The organism is Streptomyces hygroscopicus subsp. hygroscopicus (genome assembly GCF_030269125.1).
Taxonomy (GTDB): domain Bacteria; phylum Actinomycetota; class Actinomycetes; order Streptomycetales; family Streptomycetaceae; genus Streptomyces; species Streptomyces hygroscopicus_C.
In genome coordinates this window covers 617,742-636,599 of the sequence record NZ_BSSM01000001.1, presented here as the reverse complement: position 1 = coordinate 636,599, position 18,858 = coordinate 617,742, and the positions used below count along the sequence as shown (strand labels likewise).

At 72.5% G+C, this 18,858-nt stretch carries 19 protein-coding genes and 2 pseudogenes; 16 read left to right on the top strand and 5 right to left on the bottom strand.

Annotation, left to right across the window (positions count from 1 at the left end; translation table 11 throughout):
- Positions 1 to 35: 35 nt before the first annotated feature.
- Entirely contained in the window at positions 36 to 974 is a 939-nt protein-coding gene (locus QSK45_RS02675; protein WP_285553379.1) for a response regulator transcription factor, read from the bottom strand.
- 61 nt (positions 975 to 1,035) lie between these two features.
- On the opposite strand from QSK45_RS02675, the gene QSK45_RS02670 reads away from it, so the two are divergent.
- A complete protein-coding gene (locus QSK45_RS02670; RefSeq protein WP_285552791.1) occupies positions 1,036 to 2,706 on the top strand; it encodes an AMP-binding protein in 1,671 nt (556 codons plus the stop codon).
- Positions 2,703 to 4,316 (top strand): AMP-binding protein, encoded by a 1,614-nt coding sequence (locus tag QSK45_RS02665; RefSeq protein ID WP_285552790.1) that lies wholly within the window; start codon positions 2,703 to 2,705, stop codon positions 4,314 to 4,316. Before QSK45_RS02670 ends, QSK45_RS02665 begins: the two co-directional genes overlap by 4 nt.
- 50 nt (positions 4,317 to 4,366) lie before the next feature.
- On the opposite strand, the gene QSK45_RS02660 is transcribed toward QSK45_RS02665, so the two are convergent.
- Positions 4,367 to 5,125, bottom strand: a complete 759-nt coding sequence (locus QSK45_RS02660; protein ID WP_285552788.1) for a hypothetical protein — start codon at positions 5,123 to 5,125, stop codon at positions 4,367 to 4,369.
- Between the two features lie 221 nt (positions 5,126 to 5,346).
- On the opposite strand from QSK45_RS02660, the pseudogene QSK45_RS02655 reads away from it, so the two are divergent.
- A pseudogene (locus QSK45_RS02655) lies at positions 5,347 to 5,519 on the top strand (thiamine pyrophosphate-binding protein); the annotation flags it as partial.
- A 223-nt stretch (positions 5,520 to 5,742) separates the two neighbouring features.
- On the opposite strand, the gene QSK45_RS02650 reads toward QSK45_RS02655, so the two are convergent.
- The gene (locus QSK45_RS02650; RefSeq protein WP_285552786.1) at positions 5,743 to 5,976 is read right to left on the bottom strand and encodes a hypothetical protein; all 234 of its coding nucleotides are present in this window, start codon (positions 5,974 to 5,976) and stop codon (positions 5,743 to 5,745) included.
- Between the two features lie 367 nt (positions 5,977 to 6,343).
- Entirely contained in the window at positions 6,344 to 6,922 is a 579-nt protein-coding gene (locus tag QSK45_RS02645; RefSeq protein WP_285552784.1) for a TetR/AcrR family transcriptional regulator, read from the bottom strand.
- A gap of 103 nt (positions 6,923 to 7,025) precedes the next feature.
- On the opposite strand from QSK45_RS02645, the gene QSK45_RS02640 reads away from it, so the two are divergent.
- A complete protein-coding gene (locus QSK45_RS02640) occupies positions 7,026 to 7,496 on the top strand; it encodes a nuclear transport factor 2 family protein (protein WP_285552783.1) in 471 nt (156 codons plus the stop codon).
- Positions 7,497 to 7,641: 145 nt separating this feature from the next.
- A pseudogene (locus QSK45_RS02635) lies at positions 7,642 to 7,954 on the top strand (class III extradiol ring-cleavage dioxygenase family protein); the annotation flags it as partial.
- Between the two features lie 223 nt (positions 7,955 to 8,177).
- On the opposite strand, the gene QSK45_RS02630 reads toward QSK45_RS02635, so the two are convergent.
- Complete coding sequence (locus QSK45_RS02630; protein ID WP_285552781.1) at positions 8,178 to 9,167, bottom strand: zinc-dependent alcohol dehydrogenase family protein; 990 nt, start codon at positions 9,165 to 9,167, stop codon at positions 8,178 to 8,180.
- An 87-nt stretch (positions 9,168 to 9,254) separates the two neighbouring features.
- Here QSK45_RS02630 and QSK45_RS02625 point away from each other — a divergent pair, with 87 nt between their 5' ends.
- The 11 genes from QSK45_RS02625 (at position 9,255) to QSK45_RS02575 (ending at position 18,828) form a co-directional block, all read left to right on the top strand.
- On the top strand, positions 9,255 to 9,638 hold the full coding sequence (locus QSK45_RS02625; RefSeq protein ID WP_285552780.1) for a winged helix-turn-helix transcriptional regulator: 384 nt from the start codon (positions 9,255 to 9,257) through the stop codon (positions 9,636 to 9,638).
- Between the two features lie 234 nt (positions 9,639 to 9,872).
- A complete protein-coding gene (locus QSK45_RS02620) occupies positions 9,873 to 10,136 on the top strand; it encodes a hypothetical protein (RefSeq protein WP_285552778.1) in 264 nt (87 codons plus the stop codon).
- Positions 10,133 to 10,495 carry a helix-turn-helix domain-containing protein gene (locus QSK45_RS02615; RefSeq protein WP_285552776.1) on the top strand — a complete coding sequence of 121 codons (363 nt, stop codon included), beginning with the start codon at positions 10,133 to 10,135 and terminating at the stop codon, positions 10,493 to 10,495. Before QSK45_RS02620 ends, QSK45_RS02615 begins: the two co-directional genes overlap by 4 nt.
- Before the next feature lie 130 nt (positions 10,496 to 10,625).
- Positions 10,626 to 11,138: a 2-oxo-4-hydroxy-4-carboxy-5-ureidoimidazoline decarboxylase gene (uraD, locus tag QSK45_RS02610; protein ID WP_285552774.1), complete on the top strand. Its 513-nt coding sequence runs from the start codon at positions 10,626 to 10,628 to the stop codon at positions 11,136 to 11,138.
- Positions 11,139 to 11,141: 3 nt separating this feature from the next.
- Positions 11,142 to 11,549, top strand: a complete 408-nt coding sequence (gene uraH, locus QSK45_RS02605; RefSeq protein ID WP_285552772.1) for a hydroxyisourate hydrolase — start codon at positions 11,142 to 11,144, stop codon at positions 11,547 to 11,549.
- 4 nt (positions 11,550 to 11,553) lie between these two features.
- Positions 11,554 to 12,471, top strand: a complete 918-nt coding sequence (pucL, locus tag QSK45_RS02600; protein ID WP_285552770.1) for a factor-independent urate hydroxylase — start codon at positions 11,554 to 11,556, stop codon at positions 12,469 to 12,471.
- 126 nt (positions 12,472 to 12,597) lie between these two features.
- Positions 12,598 to 13,977, top strand: coding sequence for an 8-oxoguanine deaminase (locus QSK45_RS02595; RefSeq protein WP_285552768.1), 1,380 nt, complete (start codon positions 12,598 to 12,600; stop codon positions 13,975 to 13,977).
- 258 nt (positions 13,978 to 14,235) lie between these two features.
- Positions 14,236 to 15,627, top strand: coding sequence for a nucleobase:cation symporter-2 family protein (locus QSK45_RS02590; RefSeq protein WP_285552767.1), 1,392 nt, complete (start codon positions 14,236 to 14,238; stop codon positions 15,625 to 15,627).
- A gap of 377 nt (positions 15,628 to 16,004) precedes the next feature.
- Positions 16,005 to 16,307 carry a FeoA family protein gene (locus tag QSK45_RS02585; RefSeq protein WP_285552766.1) on the top strand — a complete coding sequence of 101 codons (303 nt, stop codon included), beginning with the start codon at positions 16,005 to 16,007 and terminating at the stop codon, positions 16,305 to 16,307.
- Positions 16,304 to 18,250 carry a ferrous iron transporter B gene (feoB, locus tag QSK45_RS02580; RefSeq protein ID WP_285552764.1) on the top strand — a complete coding sequence of 649 codons (1,947 nt, stop codon included), beginning with the start codon at positions 16,304 to 16,306 and terminating at the stop codon, positions 18,248 to 18,250. The genes QSK45_RS02585 and feoB overlap by 4 nt, the downstream gene beginning before the upstream one ends.
- Positions 18,247 to 18,828, top strand: coding sequence for a NifU family protein (locus QSK45_RS02575; RefSeq protein ID WP_285552762.1), 582 nt, complete (start codon positions 18,247 to 18,249; stop codon positions 18,826 to 18,828). The genes feoB and QSK45_RS02575 overlap by 4 nt, the downstream gene beginning before the upstream one ends.
- Positions 18,829 to 18,858 lie beyond the last annotated feature (30 nt).

Below are 18,858 nucleotides of genomic sequence, written 5' to 3'. Positions count from 1 at the left end.
CATGAATGGAAACGTTTCCTTCGTCGTCTCGGGGGCTACGGCAGCAGCCCCGCCCTGCGTGCCGCGGTCACCGCCTCCCCTCGTGTGTGCGCGCCCAACTTCCGCATGGCGGACCGCAGATAGCCCTTGACCGTCTCCGGGCGCAGCCCCAGCCGCTCGGCCACCGCGGCGTTGGTCGCACCCGCCGCCACCCAGGACAGCACGTCCAGCTCACGCGGCGCCAGAGCCGGTCCATCGGCCGGGCGCGGCGCCGTCAACAGACCGCAGGCGGCGAGCAGATCGGCCCGCAGGACGGGATCGGCGATCCGGGGCGCCAGCGCCCGCAGCGCCGCGTGCGCCTCCCGCACCTGCTCCCAGTCCCCCGACCCGCCGGGCGCCTCCGCCCCCGCGCCCTTGGCCGGCCCCGTGCACGCCGCCGCCAGCAGGTCCCGCGCCTCGTCCCGCAGCACCAGCGTCTGCTCCACGTCCCGCGCCACCGCGACCGCCGCGCCGAGCGCCCGGTCGCCGAGCGGCTGGGCCGAGCGCAGCGCGCCGTAGAGCACCCCGCGCACCCGGCGCCGTACCACCACCGGCACCGCGAGCACCGAGCGGATGCCCTCCGCGGCCACCGGCACGTCGTACTCGTGGCTGATGTGCCGGGAACTGGAGTAGTCCGCCACCGCGCACGGCCGCGCCAGCGCCACCGCCTTGCCGCCGAGCCCGCTGCCGGAGCTCACCGCGAGACAGCGCAGCGCGGCCGTCGCCGTGCCGCTGAGCTCGCTGATGCGCACCTGCGGCCGGCCGGACTCCACCAGCCCGCCGAAGGCGACCGGCAGCCCCGTCGCGCGCCGCAACCGGAGCAGCGCACCGCGGATCTCCACCACCGTCACGGCCTCTGCTGTCACCTCATCGCTCCTTCGGTGCGGCTGATGTGCGGACCACACCACCGTGCTCACAGGGACCACCCCCCCGTTCGGGGGTAGTGAGACCTGCATCACGGATTAGACGATGCGGGGGAGCCGCCCGGCAATGGTCGGGAACATAGGAGGACGACGGATGACGACGGCGACCGATGCCTTCAGGAACGCACGGGACTTCCTGCTGGCACACCGCGAGGACTATGCCACCGCCTACGACGGATTCGCGTGGCCCCGGCCGGAGCACTTCAACTGGGCGCTGGACTGGTTCGACGTGATCGCCGCCGGCAACGACCGGACCGCGCTGCACATCGTGGAGGAGGACGGCCGCGAGACCAAGCTGTCCTTCGCCGAACTGTCCGAGCGCTCCGACCGCGTCGCGGGCTGGCTGCGCGCGCGGGGCGTGGCGGCCGAGGACCGCGTCCTCGTGATGCTCGGCAACCAGGCCGAGCTGTGGGAGACCATGCTGGCCGCGATGAAGCTGCGCGCGGTCGTCATTCCGGCCACCCCGCTGCTCGGCCCCGCCGACCTGCGCGACCGCGTCGAACGCGGCCGGGTCAAGCACGTCCTCGTACGGTCCGAGGACGCCCCCAAGTTCGCCGAGGTGCCCGGCACCTACACCCGGATCGCGGTCGGCGGCGCGGAGGAGGGCTGGCTGGCGTACGAGGACGCGTACGACGCCCCCGCCGGCTTCACCGCCGACGGACCGACCCTCGCCGACGACCCGCTGATGCTCTACTTCACCTCGGGCACCACCGCCCGCCCCAAGCTGGTCGAGCACACCCACGTCTCGTACCCCGTCGGCCACCTGGCCACCATGTACTGGGTGGGCCTGAAGCCCGGGGACGTCCACCTCAACATCTCCTCGCCCGGCTGGGCCAAGCACGCCTGGTCCAACCTGTTCGCCCCGTGGAACGCCGAGGCGACCGTCTTCATCTTCAACTACACGAGGTTCGACGCGGGCCGGCTGATGGCCGAGATGGACCGCGCCGGGGTCACCACCTTCTGCGCCCCGCCGACCGTGTGGCGCATGCTCATCCAGGCCGACCTCGGCCAGCTGCGCACCCCGCCCCGCGAGGTGGTGGCCGCGGGCGAGCCCCTCAATCCCGAGGTCATCGAACAGGTGCGGCGCGCCTGGGGGGTGACCATCCGCGACGGCTTCGGACAGACCGAGACCGCCGTACAGGTCTCCAACGCCCCCGGCCAGCGGCTGAAGACCGGCTCCATGGGCCGCCCCAGCCCCGGCTACCGCGTGGAACTCCTCGACCCGGTCACCGGCGCGCCCGGCGCCACCGAGGGCGAGATCGCGCTCGACCTCGGCGCCCGCCCCGTCGGCCTGATGGCCGGCTACCACGGCGACCCCGACCGCACCGCCGAGGCCATGGCCGGCGGCTACTACCGCACCGGTGACATCGCCGCCCGCGACGAGGACGGCTACCTGACCTACATCGGCCGCGCCGACGACGTCTTCAAGGCATCCGACTACAAGATCAGCCCCTTCGAGCTGGAGAGCGCGCTGCTGGAGCACGAGGCGGTGGCAGAGGCGGCCGTGGTGCCCGCCCCGGACGAGCTGCGGCTCGCCGTGCCCAAGGCGTACGTCGTCCTCGCGGAGGGCTACGAGCCGGGCCCCGACACCGCCAAGGTCATCTTCGAGCACTCCCGCCAGGTGCTCGCCCCCTACAAGCGCATCCGCCGCCTCGAGTTCGGCTCGCTGCCCAAGACCGTCTCCGGCAAGATCCGCCGCATCGAGCTGCGCGAGGCCACCGCGCAGGGCTCGGCGGACGAGTACCGCGAGGAGGACTTCCGGTGAGCGCTCCACGACTCTCCTACGCCCACGGAACCGGCACCACCGCGCTGCTCGGCGACACCATCGGCGCTGACCTCGCCCGTACGGCGGCCACGTGGCCGGAGCGCGAGGCCCTGGTCGACGTCGCGAGCGGGCGCCGCTGGACGTACGCCGCCTTCGACGCCGACGTGGACCGGCTCGCCCGCGCCCTGCTGGCGAGCGGCATCGCCAAGGGCGACCGGGTGGGCATCTGGGCGGTCAACTGCGCCGAGTGGGTGCTCGTGCAGTACGCCACCGCCCGCGTCGGCGCCATCCTGGTCAACATCAACCCGGCCTACCGCACCCACGAGGTGCGGTTCGTCCTGCGCCAGGCGGGCGTACGGCTGCTGTTCGCCTCCCTCAGCCACAAGACCAGCGACTACCGCGCCATGGTCGAGGAGGTCCGCGGCAGCTGCCACGAACTGCGCGAGGTCGTGTACATCGGGGACCCGGGCTGGGCGGCGTTCAGCGCGCGGGGCGCCGCCGGCGACCGGTCGGAACTGGAGGCGCGGGAAGCCGAGCTGTCCTGCGACGACCCGATCAACATCCAGTACACGTCGGGCACCACGGGCTTCCCCAAGGGCGCCACCCTCTCCCACCACAACATCCTCAACAACGGTTACTTCGTGGGGGAGCTGGTCAAGTACACCGAGCAGGACCGGATCTGCGTCCCGGTGCCCTTCTACCACTGCTTCGGCATGGTGATGGCCAACCTGGCGGCCACCTCGCACGGCGCCTGCATGGTGATACCGGCCCCGTCCTTCGAGCCGAAGGCGAGCCTGGAGGCGGTGCAGCGGGAGCGGTGCACGTCCCTGTACGGCGTCCCGACCATGTTCATCGCCGAGCTGAACCTCCCGGACTTCGCGTCGTACGACCTCTCCACCCTGCGCACCGGCATCATGGCGGGCTCGCCCTGCCCGGTGGAGGTGATGAAGCGGGTCGTCGCCGAGATGCACATGGCCGAGGTCGCCATCTGCTACGGCATGACCGAGACCTCGCCGGTGTCCCTGCAGACCCGCACCGACGACGACCTGGAACACCGCACCGCGACCGTCGGCCGTGTCCTGCCGCACCTGGAGGTCAAGGTCGTCGACCCCGCCACCGGAGTCACCCAGCCCCGTGGCAGGACGGGCGAGCTGTGCACCCGCGGCTACAGCGTGATGCTCGGGTACTGGGACGAGCCCGAGAAGACCGCCGAGGTCGTCGACGCGGGCCGCTGGATGCACACCGGGGACCTGGCGGTGATGCGCGAGGACGGGTACGTCGAGATCGTCGGCCGGATCAAGGACATGATCATCCGCGGCGGCGAGAACATCTACCCCCGCGAGATCGAGGAGTTCCTCTACGCCCACCCCAAGATCAGGGACGTGCAGGTGGTCGGGGTGCCGCACGAGAAGTACGGCGAGGAGGTGCTGGCCTGCGTGATCCCGCGCGACGAGGCCGATCCGCCGACCCTGGACGAGCTGCACGCCTTCTGCCGGGGGCGGCTCGCGCACTACAAGGTGCCGAGCAGGCTCCGGGTCCTCGACACCTTCCCGATGACGGTGTCGGGGAAGGTGCGCAAGATCGAGCTGAGGGAGCGGTACCGGGACTGAGGCGGGCGCGGGACCGGCGCTCGTGGCGGCCCCCTGACCCCCGGCCCTTCTCAGCCCTTCCGATCGCGTGCGCGGCGCCCCGGTTCCGGGGCGCCGTCGGCGTTCAGGGCGTCGGCGGGGTCGTTCACCGGCTGCGGGACGCCCGCGAGGTCGAGCACGAACAGCGGCACGCCCAGGGCGTCCGCCCGGCCGCGGGCCGCTTCCGTGTACCCGGCCAGGGAGAAGTAGACGCAGTCCGCGGACTCCGTCATCGCCGTCAGCCACAGGCACTCCACGTCCCGGGGCGAGGCGGGCCGTACCGTCGGGTCCACCTGGGCGAGCAGCCCCCGGGCGGCGAGCCCGATGCCGTTCGCGGGCCGCTGGTCGGCGCGGCGGACGTCGCCGAACCCGAGCCAGCGCAGGTACAGCGCGGCGGCGGTGACGGCGTCCCGGGCGGTACGGACGGCGTGCGGCTGGAAGGCACGGCGCCGCGGGGCGGGGACGGGAGGTTCCGGCTCGGCGGCGGAAGCCGCGACGGGGGCGCGGGCCGGGTCCGCCACCGGGATGGCCGGGTCCGCCACCGGGATGCGCAGCACCGTCCCGCAGGGACAGCCCAGTTCGGGGCGCGGCCAGGTGCCGAGGCGCCCGCAGACGGCGCACGTGGTGGTGATCCACTCGTCGTCCCAGGACCGCTGCCCGGCCGCGACCGGCGCCGCGAGGGGATCGAGCCGCGGGGCGACCGGGGTGCCGCAGGCGCAGGGGTACGCCGGGGCGGTGTAGACGTGCTCGCGCCGACAGGCCGGACAGCGCACCGGCACGCTCTCGGGCATGGCCCACTCACTCTCGCACGACGCCTCGGACAGCGCTCCCATGGTGCGCCCGCCGGAGCGCGTTTGTCCGGCGTTTCCGCGCCCCTTGCCGGTGTCTTTGCGCCCCTTTCCCGGAGGGCCCCCGGCACCCCGAAGGCGTCGGTCACGCCCTCTCGCGTGAGGATCCCGACCGCGCGGGCGCGACGGGAGTACGCATCCGACCGAGGCAGGAGTAGTCGGCCCTCGCCCGCCATGCCGAGGGCGCCCCGCACACGGCCGAGGGCTACGCCCGCGCCCGGCCGGGCAGCACACGTCGGGGCCGGCCCGCACCGGCATGCTCACCGGTCTGTCCTCGGCCTCCGGCGACTCGATCACGATCCTGTGCGTCACCGGGCAGGCGCCCACACACGTGCTGGTCGACAACGCCTGCCTCGGCCTGATCCGCCAGGCACAGCCCGGCCCGGACATCGATTTCGAGGCCGATCCGCGATTCGGGAACATCAACGCGCCCGAGACCGGCGGTTACGGCGTGGACCACGTCAGGGCCGCCGACATCACCGGGGCACCTGAAGCTCTGCCCCCGGCACCGGCAAGGGGCGGCCCCTCCCGTGAGCGGGCCGCCCCTTCGTCGTCCGTCCCTACACCTCGTGCTCCGAGAGCCCCGGCCAGTCCTCGGGTCCGCCCCCCTGCCACTCGATGAGGTCGTCCTCCTCCACCTCGACCCGATCCAGATCGGCCAACCTCAATATCTCCACCACGTCGTCCAGATGCGACGCCAACCCCAGCGTCACGTCCCCTTCGGTGACGCGCCGCGAACCGTCCAGGGCGGGCGGGTGGACGACGATGTGCCGATGCTGCGTCGGATGTCCCATGGGTTCAGGGTGCGGCGGCCCCGGCATGAACGCACATCGGAACGGCCGCCTTCCCGCGGATCCCGGAGGACCGGCCGGGGTGCTGTGCGGCCGCGCACGGCGGACATCCCGCCGATACGCGCCGCCGGCGCCCCGCGCGTCGTCGGGCCGGAGCGGCCCGCGGGGCTCAAGGGGCCCGCGGCCGGGCGGCACGGGGACGCGTGGCCGCCGGCCGACGGGGTCCACGCGGCGCCGGTCGAGCTGTCGAAGGGAACTCCTCGTCGACGCCGAACGCTCCCTGGCCGCGGGCGTCGGCTCTGCGCGGGGAGCGGGGCTGGTGCCGTCCGGCGGTCCGCCGGCGCCGCGCCTCGGCACCGGGGACCACCCGCTACGCGGAGGCGGCGACCCCGCCCGCGTCCAGCGTGAGCAGCAGCAGCGCCGCCTGCTTGGCCTGGCGGGCCGGTGCGGGTGTGCCGGAGATGGCGGCGGTGGTCATGGCTCCCTCGGCCAGCAGGGCGATCTGGGTGCCGGTGTCCGCCGATGCTCCCGCGGCGGTCGCCAGTTCTCGCAGGTAGGCGTGGAACGCGTCCTTGTGCCGGCGGGCGGCGGCGGTGACCTGCGGTGAGGTGCCGCCCAGTTCGCCGAAGGAGTTGATGAAGGCGCACCCGTGGAAGTCGGGCCGGGCGAACCAGTCCTCCAGCCAGTCGAAGACGGCGAGCAGCCCGGCCCGAGGGCTGTGCGCGGCCGAGTCCACGTGGGCGGCCAGGCCCCGGAGCCAGCGGGCGTCCCTGCGGGCCAGGTATGCCTCGACGAGGTCGCCCTTGGAGGGGAACAGCTGGTACAGGCGCCGCAGCGTCACGCCCGCGGCGTCACGGACCGCGTCCATGCCGACGCGTTGGATGCCTCGCGCGTAGAACAGCTCTTCCGCGGAGTCGAGGATGCGCTCGCGTGTCGGATCGGTGCTCAAGGGCCGGGCCTCCTTGCATGAGAACCATCGTTCTCATAATATCAGCGGCACGGGTGAGAACGCTCGTTCTCGCCGTCTTGGGCTTCCCCCGGAGGAGTACGCCATGTCCGAGCAGCGACCGCCGTTCCCGCCGTTCACCCGGGAAACGGCGATCAGCAAGGTCCGCCAGGCCGAAGACGGCTGGAACACCCGCGACCCCGAGAAGGTCGCCCTCGCCTACACGCCCGACTCGCGCTGGCGCAACCGCGCGGAGTTCGTCACCGGCCGGGAGGAGATCAGGAAGTTCCTGACCCGCAAGTGGGACCGGGAACTGGACTACCGCCTCGTCAAGGAGCTGTGGGCGTTCGACGGGAACCGCATCGCGGTCCGGTTCGCCTACGAGTACCACGACGACTCCGGCCAGTGGTTCCGGGCCTACGGCAACGAGAACTGGGAGTTCGACGACGACGGCCTCATGCGTGTGCGCCACGCGAGCATCAACGACCTGCCCATCGCGGAGGAGGAGCGCATGTACCACTGGCCGCTGGGCCGTCGGCCCGACGACCACCCCGGACTGTCCGACCTCGGGCTGTGACGGCCGGCCGGTGACGTCCGGGCCGGAGGCCGCCGGGGCGCGAGGACGGGCACGCCGCGGTGCGGGCCGCGCGGTGACCGCGGCCCGACGCGGTCGTGACGGACGTCCGGAAGCGCCTGCCCGGCGGCATCGCGGCGACTCGGCCGTCGGCCACGGGCTCGCCCCGCCGCGCGACGGGGGCGATCCGATCACCGGCTCCGGCTTCCTCACCCGCGACCTCGCCGCCCCGCGCCACACCGGCGGCGGCGACCCCGGCCGGTCCGCCGAGTCCGACGGGTGGGGACAGCGTGCCCGCCGGGACCGCGACGGGGACGCCCTCCCCGACGTCCCGGGCAAGGCCCCGGCCGGTCGCTGCGCCCACCCGCGCACCGAGCGCCGCGCCCCGCTCTTCGTTCACCATGGGCGCGGCGGAGCCCGCGGGCGAGCCGGACGTGCGGAAGCCGGTGACCGACGGATTTCCGGAACCCGCCGACCGGCCGGCCCGACGCCGTGGCACCGCCGGAGGTGCCGGTCGTCGCCACGTCCACGACGCGTTCACCCCGGGCCGGAGCGAGCGTCTTCCCGGGCTTCCTCATCGAGGACTCGCCCCGGCCGCGACGCCGGCGGACACCTTCCGGCGGGCCGTTCTCCTCGCCCCGCCGGTTCGGCCCGGTGTCCGCCGCGTCCCGAGCCGTCGCGGCCTCAGGAGACCGTCACGACGATCTTCTTCCCGGCGTGCAGCCCCTTTTCGAGGTGCCGGTGTGCCTCGACGACGTCGTCGAGGGAGAACGCCTTGTCGTCGACGGCGGGCCGCAGTGCGCCGAGGCGCAGGCCCGCGTTCAGGAAGGCCGCCATGCGCTTCACCGCGACGGCGTCGAGGGTGTGCTCGAAGCTTCGGTAGCCGAAGACCGTGAGCGGCGGGCCTCCCGGGAACGGCGCGGGCCGAGGATCCAGGAAGCCCGCGGCGACCAGGGTCCCGCCGGGACGGGCCGCCTTCAGGAGATCCTGCTGACCGGGGCCCATGACGAGGTCGAGGACGATGTCCGCGCCGGCCCCGCCGGTGTGGCGGCCCACGGCTTCGGCGATGTCCGCGTGATCGGTGGCGACGACCGCGGCGGCACCGGCGGCGAGCAGTTCGTCCCTCCTCGCGGTGTGCCGAGTGACGGCGATGGGCACGGCGCCGATCTGACGGGCGATCTGCATCGCCGCCCGGCCGACGCCGCCGGACGCGGCGGTGATGAGGACGTGGTCGCCGGGCCGCATCCCCGCCTTCTCGACGAGCGCGCCGTAGGCGGTGGAGTAGGCGACCCAGACAGCCGCCGCCTCCGTGATCCCGAGACCGGCCGGCCGGGCGACGACCCGGCTCGCGGGGACCGTGGTGTATTCGGCGTAGCTGCCCCGGGCGCTCGGGTCCGGAACGGCCGTGAGGACGACCGGGTCGCCGATCTTCAGCCCGGTGGTCCCGGGGCCCAGCGCGTCGAGGACGCCGGTCCCCTCGACACCGAGGCGAGCGTGCGGCAGGGGCACGGGTGCGGGCGAGGTGCCGGAACGCATCATCCGGTCGATCGGGTTGACGGCGAACGCCTCCATCCTGACCCGGACCTCGCCGGCCGCTGGTTCGACGACGGGTTCCTCCACGACGCGCATGACCTCCGGCCCGCCGAACTCGTCGAACACGACGACTCGTGGCATGGTGACTCCTTCGCATCCGGTGCTGGTGAGTGGTTCGGGAAAAGACGCTACGGAGCCGTGCGTTACCTCCTGGTACCTTCGACCTTCATGCAGAACGTGAACGGAGCGACCTCCCTCGCCGACTGCCCCACGCGTCTGGCGGTCGAGATCATCTCCGACAAATGGGCCGTGCTCGCGCTCTTCGGACTCAGCCGGGAGCCTCGCAGGCACGGCGAGCTGGTCGACCTCATCGGCGGTGTCTCGCGCAAGGTCCTCACCCAGACGCTGCGCAGGCTCCAGCGGTACGGGCTGGTCGACCGTCATGCCGAGGGGCCGAGGCGGGTCGAGTACCGCCTCACCGACCTCGGCCGGACCCTCGTCGAGCCCATCGAGGTCCTGACGGACTGGGCGAGGGAGTACGGCGGAGACATCGCCGACTTCCAGGAGGCGGCGGAAGGCGCTCCTTCCGCTCGGGTCCGCCCGGCGGACTGATCCCGGCGAGGTCGTCCGCGTGGGGCTGGCCCAGGGATGCGCACGGCGTCCCGTCCTCCTGGTCGGTTAGGGTCGCCTCGTGGCGGACGAACCGGCTCCGCCGCGTGGAATCGGCCGGCCTGCGGTACGCCGCGACTGTGGCGCAGCCGGTCGCCGTGGCCTCGGTGCGCCCTGATGTGCCCTCTCGTGAGTGCTCGGGACGGAGCGCGGGCCGGAAGGATGTCTGGGGGCGCAGTGCGACTGAGGGTGGAGTTCACGACCGAACCCTTCGACCTGGAGGAGGCCCCCGCGCACGCCCTGGCGGCGCGGGAGGTCATAGAGACGGCGAGCCTGGACGCCGTGGACGTCGGCCCGTTCGGCAACACCGCGGAGGGTGGCGCCGAGCGCGTGCTCACCACGGTGGACGCGCTGCTGCGCAGGAGCCTCGCGGCCGGGGCCACCCGGATCTCGCTCCAGGTCAACGTGCTGGGCGACGAGGCCGGGGAGGACGGCAGATGAGCGGGGAGGAGCGCTTCATCGCGGCCGTGAAACCACTGGTCGACGCGATGGGTGGCGCGATGCTGCCGCCCGACGAGGCGGGCCCCGAGGACGTCGTGCTCGCCTGGGAGGGCGTCGACGCCGTCGCCGTACGCCTGCCCCAGCTCGCCGATTCCCTCGATCACATCCTCGCCGCGATGGAGCGCAGGGAGGGGCGGCCGCTGTCCGAGCTGGACCGCAGGGCCAAGCAGGAGGTCGTGCGGATACTGGAGGCGCGGGGCGCCTTCGCGGTGCGGCACGGCGTGGAGACCGTGGCGGGCGCGCTGGGCGTCAGCCGCTTCACCGTCTACAACTACCTCAACCGGGAAAAGGGCGCCTGAGGCCCCTGCGGAGGGTGTCCGCGCTTGTAACGCGGAATTTTCAACAAAGTGTTGACGCGGTCTTTCCGGGGGGCGTTAGCTAGCGGCAGCCCGTTCAGCACGAAGGCCGGACACGGCCACGGAGGCTCCCGTGACGTCGACTTCCACGCCCCCGGGCCTGGCCCGGTTCAACGATCTGGAGGAGCGGGCGGCCTTCGCCGTCCTCCACGAGGCGTGCGCCTCCACGACGTGGGTGCGACGGCTGATCGCCGCCCGCCCCTACGCCACCGCCGAGCAGCTCTACGACACGGGCGACGCCGCCCTGGCCGAGCTGACCGCCGCCGATCTGGCGGAGGCGATGGCCGGGCACCCGCCGATAGGGCGGCCCCGGCCGGGCGATCCGGCCTCGGCCCGCGAACAGCGCGGCATGGCCGGCGCCTCGGACGAACTCAAGGCCGAGATGCTCGAACTCAACCTGGCCTATCAGGAGCGGTTCGGCCACGTCTTCCTCATCTGCGCCACCGGCCTGACCGGCGAGCGGATGCGCGACGCGGTCAAGGAGCGGATCGGGAACGCGCCGGAGCGCGAGCGGGAGATCGTCCGCGCCGAACTGGGGAAGATCAACCGCATCCGACTGGCCCGACTCGTCGAAGAGGACGCCTGACCCATGAGCACCGGCACCACCGCCTCCGTGTCCACGCACATCCTGGACACCTCCGTCGGCCGCCCCGCCGAGGGCGTCGCCGTCCGCCTCTCCGCCCGTCCGGACCGGGACGCGGACTGGCGCGCGCTCGGCGGCTCCGCGACCGACGCCGACGGCCGGTGCGGGGACCTGCCGGCGCTCCCGGTGGGTACCACTCAGGTACGGCTCGACTTCGCCGTGGAGCCGTATTTCCGAGAGCGATCAGCGAACCAGCAAGCCGATGCGCAGCAGGACGCCCCCGCGAATCGGGACAGCGGACCGGCGGTGTTCTTCCCGGAGGTGGCGGTCACCTTCGCCGTCGTACCGGGCGAGCACTACCACGTACCGCTGCTGCTCAGCCCGTTCGGCTACTCCGTTTACCGAGGGAGCTAGCTACATGACCGTCAATTCCCGCCCTGTGATCCTGGGCCAGAACCAGTACGGCAAGGCCGAGAACCGAGTCGTCAGGATCACGCGGGACGGCGCCACCCACCACATCAAGGATCTCGATGTCTCGGTGTCGCTCAGCGGCGACATGGACGAGGTCCACTACTCGGGCTCCAACGCCCATGTGCTGCCGACCGACACCACGAAGAACACGGTGTTCGCGTTCGCCAAGGAGTACGGCATCGAGTCGGCCGAGCAGTTCGGCATCCATCTCGCCCGGCACTTCGTCACCTCGCAGGAGCCCATCCGGCGCGCCCGGATCCGGATCGAGGAGTACGAGTGGGAGCGGATCGCGACCTCCGGCGCCGACGAGGCCAAGCACTCCTTCGTCCGCAAGGGCCAGGAGACCCGGCTGACCCAGATCACCTACGACGGCTCGTCCTGGGAGGTCGTCTCCGGCCTCAAGGACCTGACGGTCATGAACTCGACCGACTCCGAGTTCTGGGGCTACGCCAAGGACAAGTACACGACCCTCCAGGAGTCCCACGACCGCATCCTGGCGACCTCGGTCTCCGGCCGCTGGCGGTTCAACTGGACCGACGACGAGCAGAAGATGCCGCACTGGGAGACGTCGTACGAGCAGGTCAGGAAGCACATGCTCCAGGCCTTCGCGGAGACCTACTCCCTCTCCTTGCAGCAGACGATGTACCAGATGGGCGCGCGCGTCATCGACAACCGCAGCGAGATCGACGAGGTCCGCTTCTCGCTGCCCAACAAGCACCACTTCCTGGTCGACCTGGAGCCGTTCGGACTGGAGAACGACAACGAGGTCTACTTCGCCGCCGACCGGCCCTACGGCCTGATCGAGGCGACCATCCTCCGGGACGGCTGCGAACCGCGGATCCCGGTGGACCTCACCAACCTCTGATCCGCCCCCTTCTCGGCACCCGCGGCCGGGGCGACCCCCACCCCGCCCCCGGCCGCGGCACTCGAATCCCCCCGGGGTCCTGCCGTGCCCTCCCCACAGAAGTCCGCTGAGCGAAAAGGACGAAACATGGCAGCAGCCCAGCGCATCGTCATCGAGAACTGTTCGATCGCGACCGTCGACGCCGACGACACCGAGTACGCCTCCGGGTACCTGGTCCTCGCCGGCAACCGCATCGAGGCGCTCGGCGCGGGGCCGGCACCCGAGGGCCTGGCGAACGTGGTCCGCCGTATCGACGCCACCGGACACCTCGCGACCCCCGGCCTGGTCAACACCCACCACCACTTCTACCAGTGGATCACCCGGGGCCTGGCCACCGACCACAACCTGTTCGACTGGCTGGTCGCCCTGTACCCGATCTGGGCGCGCATCGACGAGCCCATGGCCTACACGGCGGCCCGCGGCTCGCTCGCGATGATGGCCCGCGGCGGTGTCACCACCGCGATGGACCACCACTACGTCTACCCGCGCGGCACCGGCGACCTGTCCGGCGCGATCATCCGCGCCGCCCGCGAGACGGGCGTCCGCTTCACGCTCGCCCGCGGCTCCATGGACCGCGGCGAGAAGGACGGCGGACTGCCCCCGGACTTCGCCGTCGAGAGCCTGGAGGGCGCGCTCGCCGCGACGGAGGCGACCGTCAAGGAGCACCACGACCCCTCCTTCGACGCCATGACCCAGGTCGCCGTGGCCCCGTGCTCCCCCTTCTCCGTCTCCACCGAACTCCTGCGGGACGCCGCCGGGCTCGCCCGCCGCCTCGGCGTGCGGCTGCACACGCACGGCTCGGAGACCGTGGAGGAGGAGCGGTTCTGCCACGAGCTGTTCGGCATGGGCCCGACCGACTACTTCGAGTCCACGGGCTGGCTCGGCGAGGACGTGTGGATGGCGCACTGCGTCCACATGAACGACTCCGACATCGCCGCCTTCGCCCGCACCGGCACCGGGGTCGCCCACTGCCCCTCGTCCAACGCCCGTCTCGCCGCGGGCATCGCACGGGTCCCGGACATGCTCGCCGCGGGCGTCCCGGTCGGCCTCGGCGTCGACGGCACCGCCTCCAACGAGTCCGGCGAACTCCACACCGAGCTGCGCAACGCCCTGCTCATCAACCGGCTCGGCGCCCACAAGGAGGCCGCGCTGAACGCCCGGCAGGTTCTGCGGCTCGGCACCCATGGCGGCGCCCGGGTGCTCGGCCGCGCCGCCGAGACCGGCTCGCTGGAGGCCGGGAAGCTCGCCGACGTGGTGCTCTGGAAGATGGACACGCTGGCCCACGCCTCCATCGCCGACCCGGTGACCGCCCTGGTCTTCGGCGCGGCCGCCCCGGTCACGGCGTCCTTCGTGAACGGCCGTCAGATCGTCGCGGACGGCCGCCTGCTGACCGTCGACGAGGACGCCGTCGCCCGTGCCACCCGCGACGAGGCCCGCCGCCTGGCGCGGATCGCCGCCCAGGGCTGAGCCCACCCGACTCCGGCCGGGAGGGACGGCTCCCGGCCGGTAGCCGTGGACCCGAGCGGGGTCCGCGGCGGCCGGCTCCGGGACGCGCGTGCGAGCGTGCGCCCCGGAACGGTCCCGTCCTCGGCCCCTCACGCGGCCACCGGTCCCTCCCCGCTCCCGACTCCGCCCGAGCGGGAGGTCCCCCCATGACCGCCGCGCACCACCTCCCTGAAACCCGCGTCCGCAGCCGACGTGTCCAACCGACCGGAGGAGCCCGCCGTGTCCGCCCAACCCGTCGACGTAGCGCCAGTCCACCCGGTGGACGGGAAACTCCCCGTCCTGAAGACGGCGACCAGCGGTCTGCAGCACGTGGCCGCCATGTACGCGGGGGTCGTCGCCCCGCCCCTGATCGTCGGCGCGGCCGCCGGCCTGTCCGGTACCGACCTCACCTTCCTCACCGGCGCCTGTCTGTTCACCGCCGGCCTCGCCACCTTCCTCCAGACCCTGGGCTTCTGGAAGGTCGGCGCCCGGCTGCCCTTCGTCAATGGCGTCACCTTCGCCGGGGTCGCCCCCATGACGGCGATCATCGCCTCCGCCAAGGACAAGTCCGAGGCGCTGCCGGTGATCTTCGGCGCGGTGATGGTCGCCGGACTCCTCGGCTTCCTCGCCGCGCCGGTGTTCTGCAAGGCCGTCCGCTTCTTCCCGCCGGTCGTCACCGGCACGGTCATCACCCTGATCGGTGTCTCCCTGCTCCCGGTCGCCTTCGGCTGGGCCCAGGGTCCCGACCCTTCGGCCCACGACCACGGCTCCACGACCAACCTCGCCCTGGCGGGCACCACCCTCCTGATCGTCCTGCTCCTGCGCCGCTTCACCCGTGGTTTCGTCAAGCAGATCGCGGTGCTGCTGGGCCTGGTCGCCGGCACGCTGATCGCGATCCCGTCCGGCGCCACCGACTTCTCCCCGGTCGCGGCGGCGGACCTGGTCGGCTTCCCGACCCCCTTCCACTTCGGCGCGCCGCGGTTCCACATCGCCGCGATCCTGTCGATGTGCGTGGTGATGGTGGTCTCGATGACCGAGTCCACCGCCGACATGCTGGCCCTCGGCGAGATCGTCGAACGCCCCTGCGACGAGCGGACCATCGCGGCGGGCCTGCGCGCGGACACCCTGGGCTCCGCCCTCAGCCCCCTGTTCAACGGCTTCATGTGCAGCGCCTTCGCCCAGAACATCGGCCTGGTCGCCATGACCCGCGTCCGCAGCCGCTTCGTCGTCGCCTTCGGTGGCGGCTTCCTCGTCCTGATGGGCCTGTGCCCGGCGGCCGCCTCCCTGATCGCCGCCGTCCCGAGGCCGGTGCTCGGCGGCGCGGGCGTCGTCCTGTTCGGCTCGGTCGCCGCGAGCGGCATCCAGACCCTGGTCCGCGCGGGCCTGGACAAGGACGACAACGTCCTCATCGTCGCCGTGTCCCTGGCCGTCGGCATCGTGCCGATCACCGCGCCGGACTTCTACCACGCCTTCCCCGGTACCGCGAGGATCGTACTGGACTCGGGCATCTCCACGGGGTGCGTCACGGCGGTCCTGCTCAACCTGGTCTTCAACCACCTGGGCCGGGGCGGGGACGCGCGGGACGCGACGCATCCGAGGGAGGCGGGGGAGGAGTTGGCGTCGGCGCGCTGAAGCAGGCGGGGCCGGGGCCGGAGTTCGGCCCGGCCCCGCCTGCCGGCACGGGACCACTCCCCGGCCGGGCACTCCCGCCTCGGACAACGCAGCCCGATCGCCTACTGCCGGTCCACCACCTGGCGCTGCGACCGTCACCGGCGGTCAGGGCTTCTCGCGGACCGGGCGGGGTGGGGAGGGGACGTGGGGGAGATGACCGAGGGGACCGGATGGCCGAGGGGTCCGAGGACCGAGGCGCCCGGAGGCGTCGTACGACACGCCCGCGCCTCAACGCGCCCCCCCACGGCTCATGCCGGGGCGGAGCCGATATTCTCATTACCGAGGCAAAAGGTTAGCCTTCCCTAAGTTGATTAGGTGATCCTTGTGCGAGGGTGTCGATGGTCTCAGTGCAGTGGGGTGCGCGCCGCAAGAGCGGTTCGTCCGTGCCGGTGGACTCCGGAGCGGACGTACGGCTTTCGGACCTGCGCCCCGGAATGAGCGGCGAGGTCTCCGGCATCGACGAGTCCGTCGAGCCGAGCACCGCGCGACGCCTGTTCGATCTGGGGTTCGCCCCCGGCACCGAGGTCACCGTGCTGCGCCGGGCGCCGCTCGGCGACCCCGTCGTCTTCCAGGTCGTGGAGTACGAGATCGCCCTGCGCGGGGAACAGGCCGCGGGCATCCGGGTACGGCGCACCGCATGAGCGCGCACTGCGGCCCGACCGGCGCGACGACCGGGACGGTCACCGGCGGTACCCGGCTGGCCCTGGTCGGCAGCCCGAACTCGGGCAAGAGCACCTTGTTCAACGCCCTGACCGGCCTGCGCACCAAGACCGGCAACTACCCCGGCGTCACCGTCGCGCGCTACGAGGGAACGGCGCGCGTCGGCAAGCAGGAAGTGGTCATCGAGGACCTGCCCGGCACCTACAGCCTCGACCCGATCAGCCCGGACGAGCAGGTCGTCGCCGACGTCCTCGACCCGGACAACGCGGACCTCGGCACACCCGACGGCATCCTCGTCACCCTGGACGCGACCACGCTGCGCCGTTCCCTCGGGCTGCTCGCCCAGGTCATGCGGACCGGCCTGCCGATCTGCGTGGTGCTCACCTTCCGCGACGAGCTGGCCCGCCGCGGCGGCACCCTCGACGTCGCCGCCCTCCGCCGCGCCCTCGGCGTGCCGGTCGTCGCGGTGACGAGCGGTTCGCGCAACGACCTCGCCGAGCTGCAGGCCACCCTGCCCGACCCGGCTTCCTGGCAACGACCGGTCCTCCCGCCGCCCACCGAGCCGGCGCAGCGCCGGGCCTGGGTGGAGTCGCTGCTGCGGAGCGCCGGCTACGAGGTGCCGGAGGTCGACCAGCGCACCCGGCGCATCGACGCCGTACTGCTGCACCCGCTGTGGGGCACGCTGATCTTCTTCGCGACCATGTTCGCGTTCTTCCAGATCATCTTCACCGTGGCGACACCGCTCCAGGACGCGGTGCAGAGCGTCTTCGACCGGCTCGGCACCCTGGTCACCGAATACGTCTCGAACCCCCTGCTCGCCGGCTTCCTCGGCAACGCCCTGATCGGCGGCCTGGGCAGCGTAGTGGTCTTCCTGCCGCAGATCGCCCTGCTGTTCCTCATGATCTCGCTGCTCGAAGGCAGCGGCTATCTCTCCCGCGCGGCCTTCCTGATGGACCGGCTCATGGCGAGGGCCGGACTGGAGGGCCGGGCGTTCGTCGCCCTGCTCTCCTCCCTCGCCTGCGCCATCCCGGGCATCATGGCCACCCGCTCCCTCCCGTCCGCCAAGGACCGGTTCGCGACCATGATGGGCGCGCCGCTGATGACCTGCTCGGCGCGGCTGACGGTCTACGTCCTGCTCACCGGCCTGCTGGTGAGCCCCGGCACCAGGGTCGGTCCGTTCGGCGCCCAGGGCGTCGTCATGTTCGCCCTGTACCTGGTCGGCGCGCTCTCGGCCATGGCGACGGCCTGGGTCTTCAAACGGTTCAGCAGCCGGGGCGGCCCGGTGCTGCCGTTCTACATGGAGATGCCGTCCTACCGCCTGCCGCGGCCGCGCTCGGTGGCCGACGCCATCTGGAGCGCGTGCAAGGGCTTCCTCGCCAAGGTCGGCCGCATCATCCTCGTCGTCACCGTCGGCCTGTGGCTCCTCCTCAGCCTGCCCATGCACAGCGACGCGCAACTGCGCTCCGCCGGCGTCGACCCGGCCGACCGGACCGCGGTCTCGGCCTACGAGGTCGACCACAGCTACGCCGCGGACATCGGCCACGCCATCGAACCCGTCTTCGAACCCCTCGGCTTCGACTGGCGCATCAACGTCGGCGTCCTGGGTTCGCTGTCCGCCCGTGAGGTCTTCGTCGCCACCCTCGGCCAGGTCGCCGCGGCCCAGAACCCCGACCAGCCGGCCGAGGCCCTGACCCAGATGACCTACACGGACGGCCCCCACCAGGGACAGAGACTGTTCACCCCGGCCACGACGGCCGCGCTGCTGGTCTTCTTCCTCTACGCGCTGCAGTGCATGTCGACCATCGGCGTCATGCGCCGTGAGACCGGCTCCTGGAAATGGCCGGCGGTCGCCTTCGGCTACATGTTCGTCCTGGCCTGGACGATGGCCTTCGTGACCCACACCGTCGTGGGGGCCCTGACATGACCGCCGTCCCCATGCACCCCGAGCCCACGACCGATCCCCAGACGGTCCGCTGGGTCATCCCCGCCGGCACCCTCCCCCTCGTCGGCCCGATCACCGGCGCCCCGTCCGCTCTCGGCACCATGCTCCACTCCGGCCCCATCGCCGCCATCGAGGTGGAGCCCCAGGCCGTCCTGATCCGCCTCGCCCCCGACCACACCTGGGCCACCACCGGCCCCCGCGTCCGCGACGCGCTCGGCACGGCACTGGGCCACCCCCACCAGTGGCGGCCGGCCACCGCCCCGACCGAGGACGACCTCCTCCGCGCCGCCCTCCAGGACGTCCTGAACGGCCCGGCCGGCGACTACATCCGCTCCCACGGAGGCGAGGCCACGATCGTCTCCGCCCACGACCGCAGGGCCGAGGTACGCCTGTCGGGCGCCTGCACCCACTGCCCGGCCGCGGACTTCACCCTGCACTCCCGCCTGGACTCGGAACTGCGAAAGCGCTTCCCCGCCCTCCTCGAACTCCGTGCCACCAAAGAGCCGGGACGACGGAGGTCGGGGCCTGCTTGGCTGCCGCTGCGGCGGCGGGGGACGTGAGCGGGGGGCGTGCACCCCGGTCCCGGGCCT

Coding starts and splice junctions, on each gene's coding strand:
- QSK45_RS02675 (WP_285553379.1), bottom strand. CDS start 974: ATGCAGGTCTCACTACCCCCGAACGGGGGGGTGGTCCCTGTGAGCACG.
- QSK45_RS02670 (WP_285552791.1), top strand. CDS start 1,036: ATGACGACGGCGACCGATGCCTTCAGGAACGCACGGGACTTCCTGCTG.
- QSK45_RS02660 (WP_285552788.1), bottom strand. CDS start 5,125: ATGCCCGAGAGCGTGCCGGTGCGCTGTCCGGCCTGTCGGCGCGAGCAC.
- QSK45_RS02650 (WP_285552786.1), bottom strand. CDS start 5,976: ATGGGACATCCGACGCAGCATCGGCACATCGTCGTCCACCCGCCCGCC.
- QSK45_RS02640 (WP_285552783.1), top strand. CDS start 7,026: ATGTCCGAGCAGCGACCGCCGTTCCCGCCGTTCACCCGGGAAACGGCG.
- QSK45_RS02630 (WP_285552781.1), bottom strand. CDS start 9,167: ATGCCACGAGTCGTCGTGTTCGACGAGTTCGGCGGGCCGGAGGTCATG.
- QSK45_RS02625 (WP_285552780.1), top strand. CDS start 9,255: ATGCAGAACGTGAACGGAGCGACCTCCCTCGCCGACTGCCCCACGCGT.
- QSK45_RS02615 (WP_285552776.1), top strand. CDS start 10,133: ATGAGCGGGGAGGAGCGCTTCATCGCGGCCGTGAAACCACTGGTCGAC.
- uraH (WP_285552772.1), top strand. CDS start 11,142: ATGAGCACCGGCACCACCGCCTCCGTGTCCACGCACATCCTGGACACC.
- pucL (WP_285552770.1), top strand. CDS start 11,554: ATGACCGTCAATTCCCGCCCTGTGATCCTGGGCCAGAACCAGTACGGC.
- QSK45_RS02595 (WP_285552768.1), top strand. CDS start 12,598: ATGGCAGCAGCCCAGCGCATCGTCATCGAGAACTGTTCGATCGCGACC.
- QSK45_RS02585 (WP_285552766.1), top strand. CDS start 16,005: ATGGTCTCAGTGCAGTGGGGTGCGCGCCGCAAGAGCGGTTCGTCCGTG.
- feoB (WP_285552764.1), top strand. CDS start 16,304: ATGAGCGCGCACTGCGGCCCGACCGGCGCGACGACCGGGACGGTCACC.
- QSK45_RS02575 (WP_285552762.1), top strand. CDS start 18,247: ATGACCGCCGTCCCCATGCACCCCGAGCCCACGACCGATCCCCAGACG.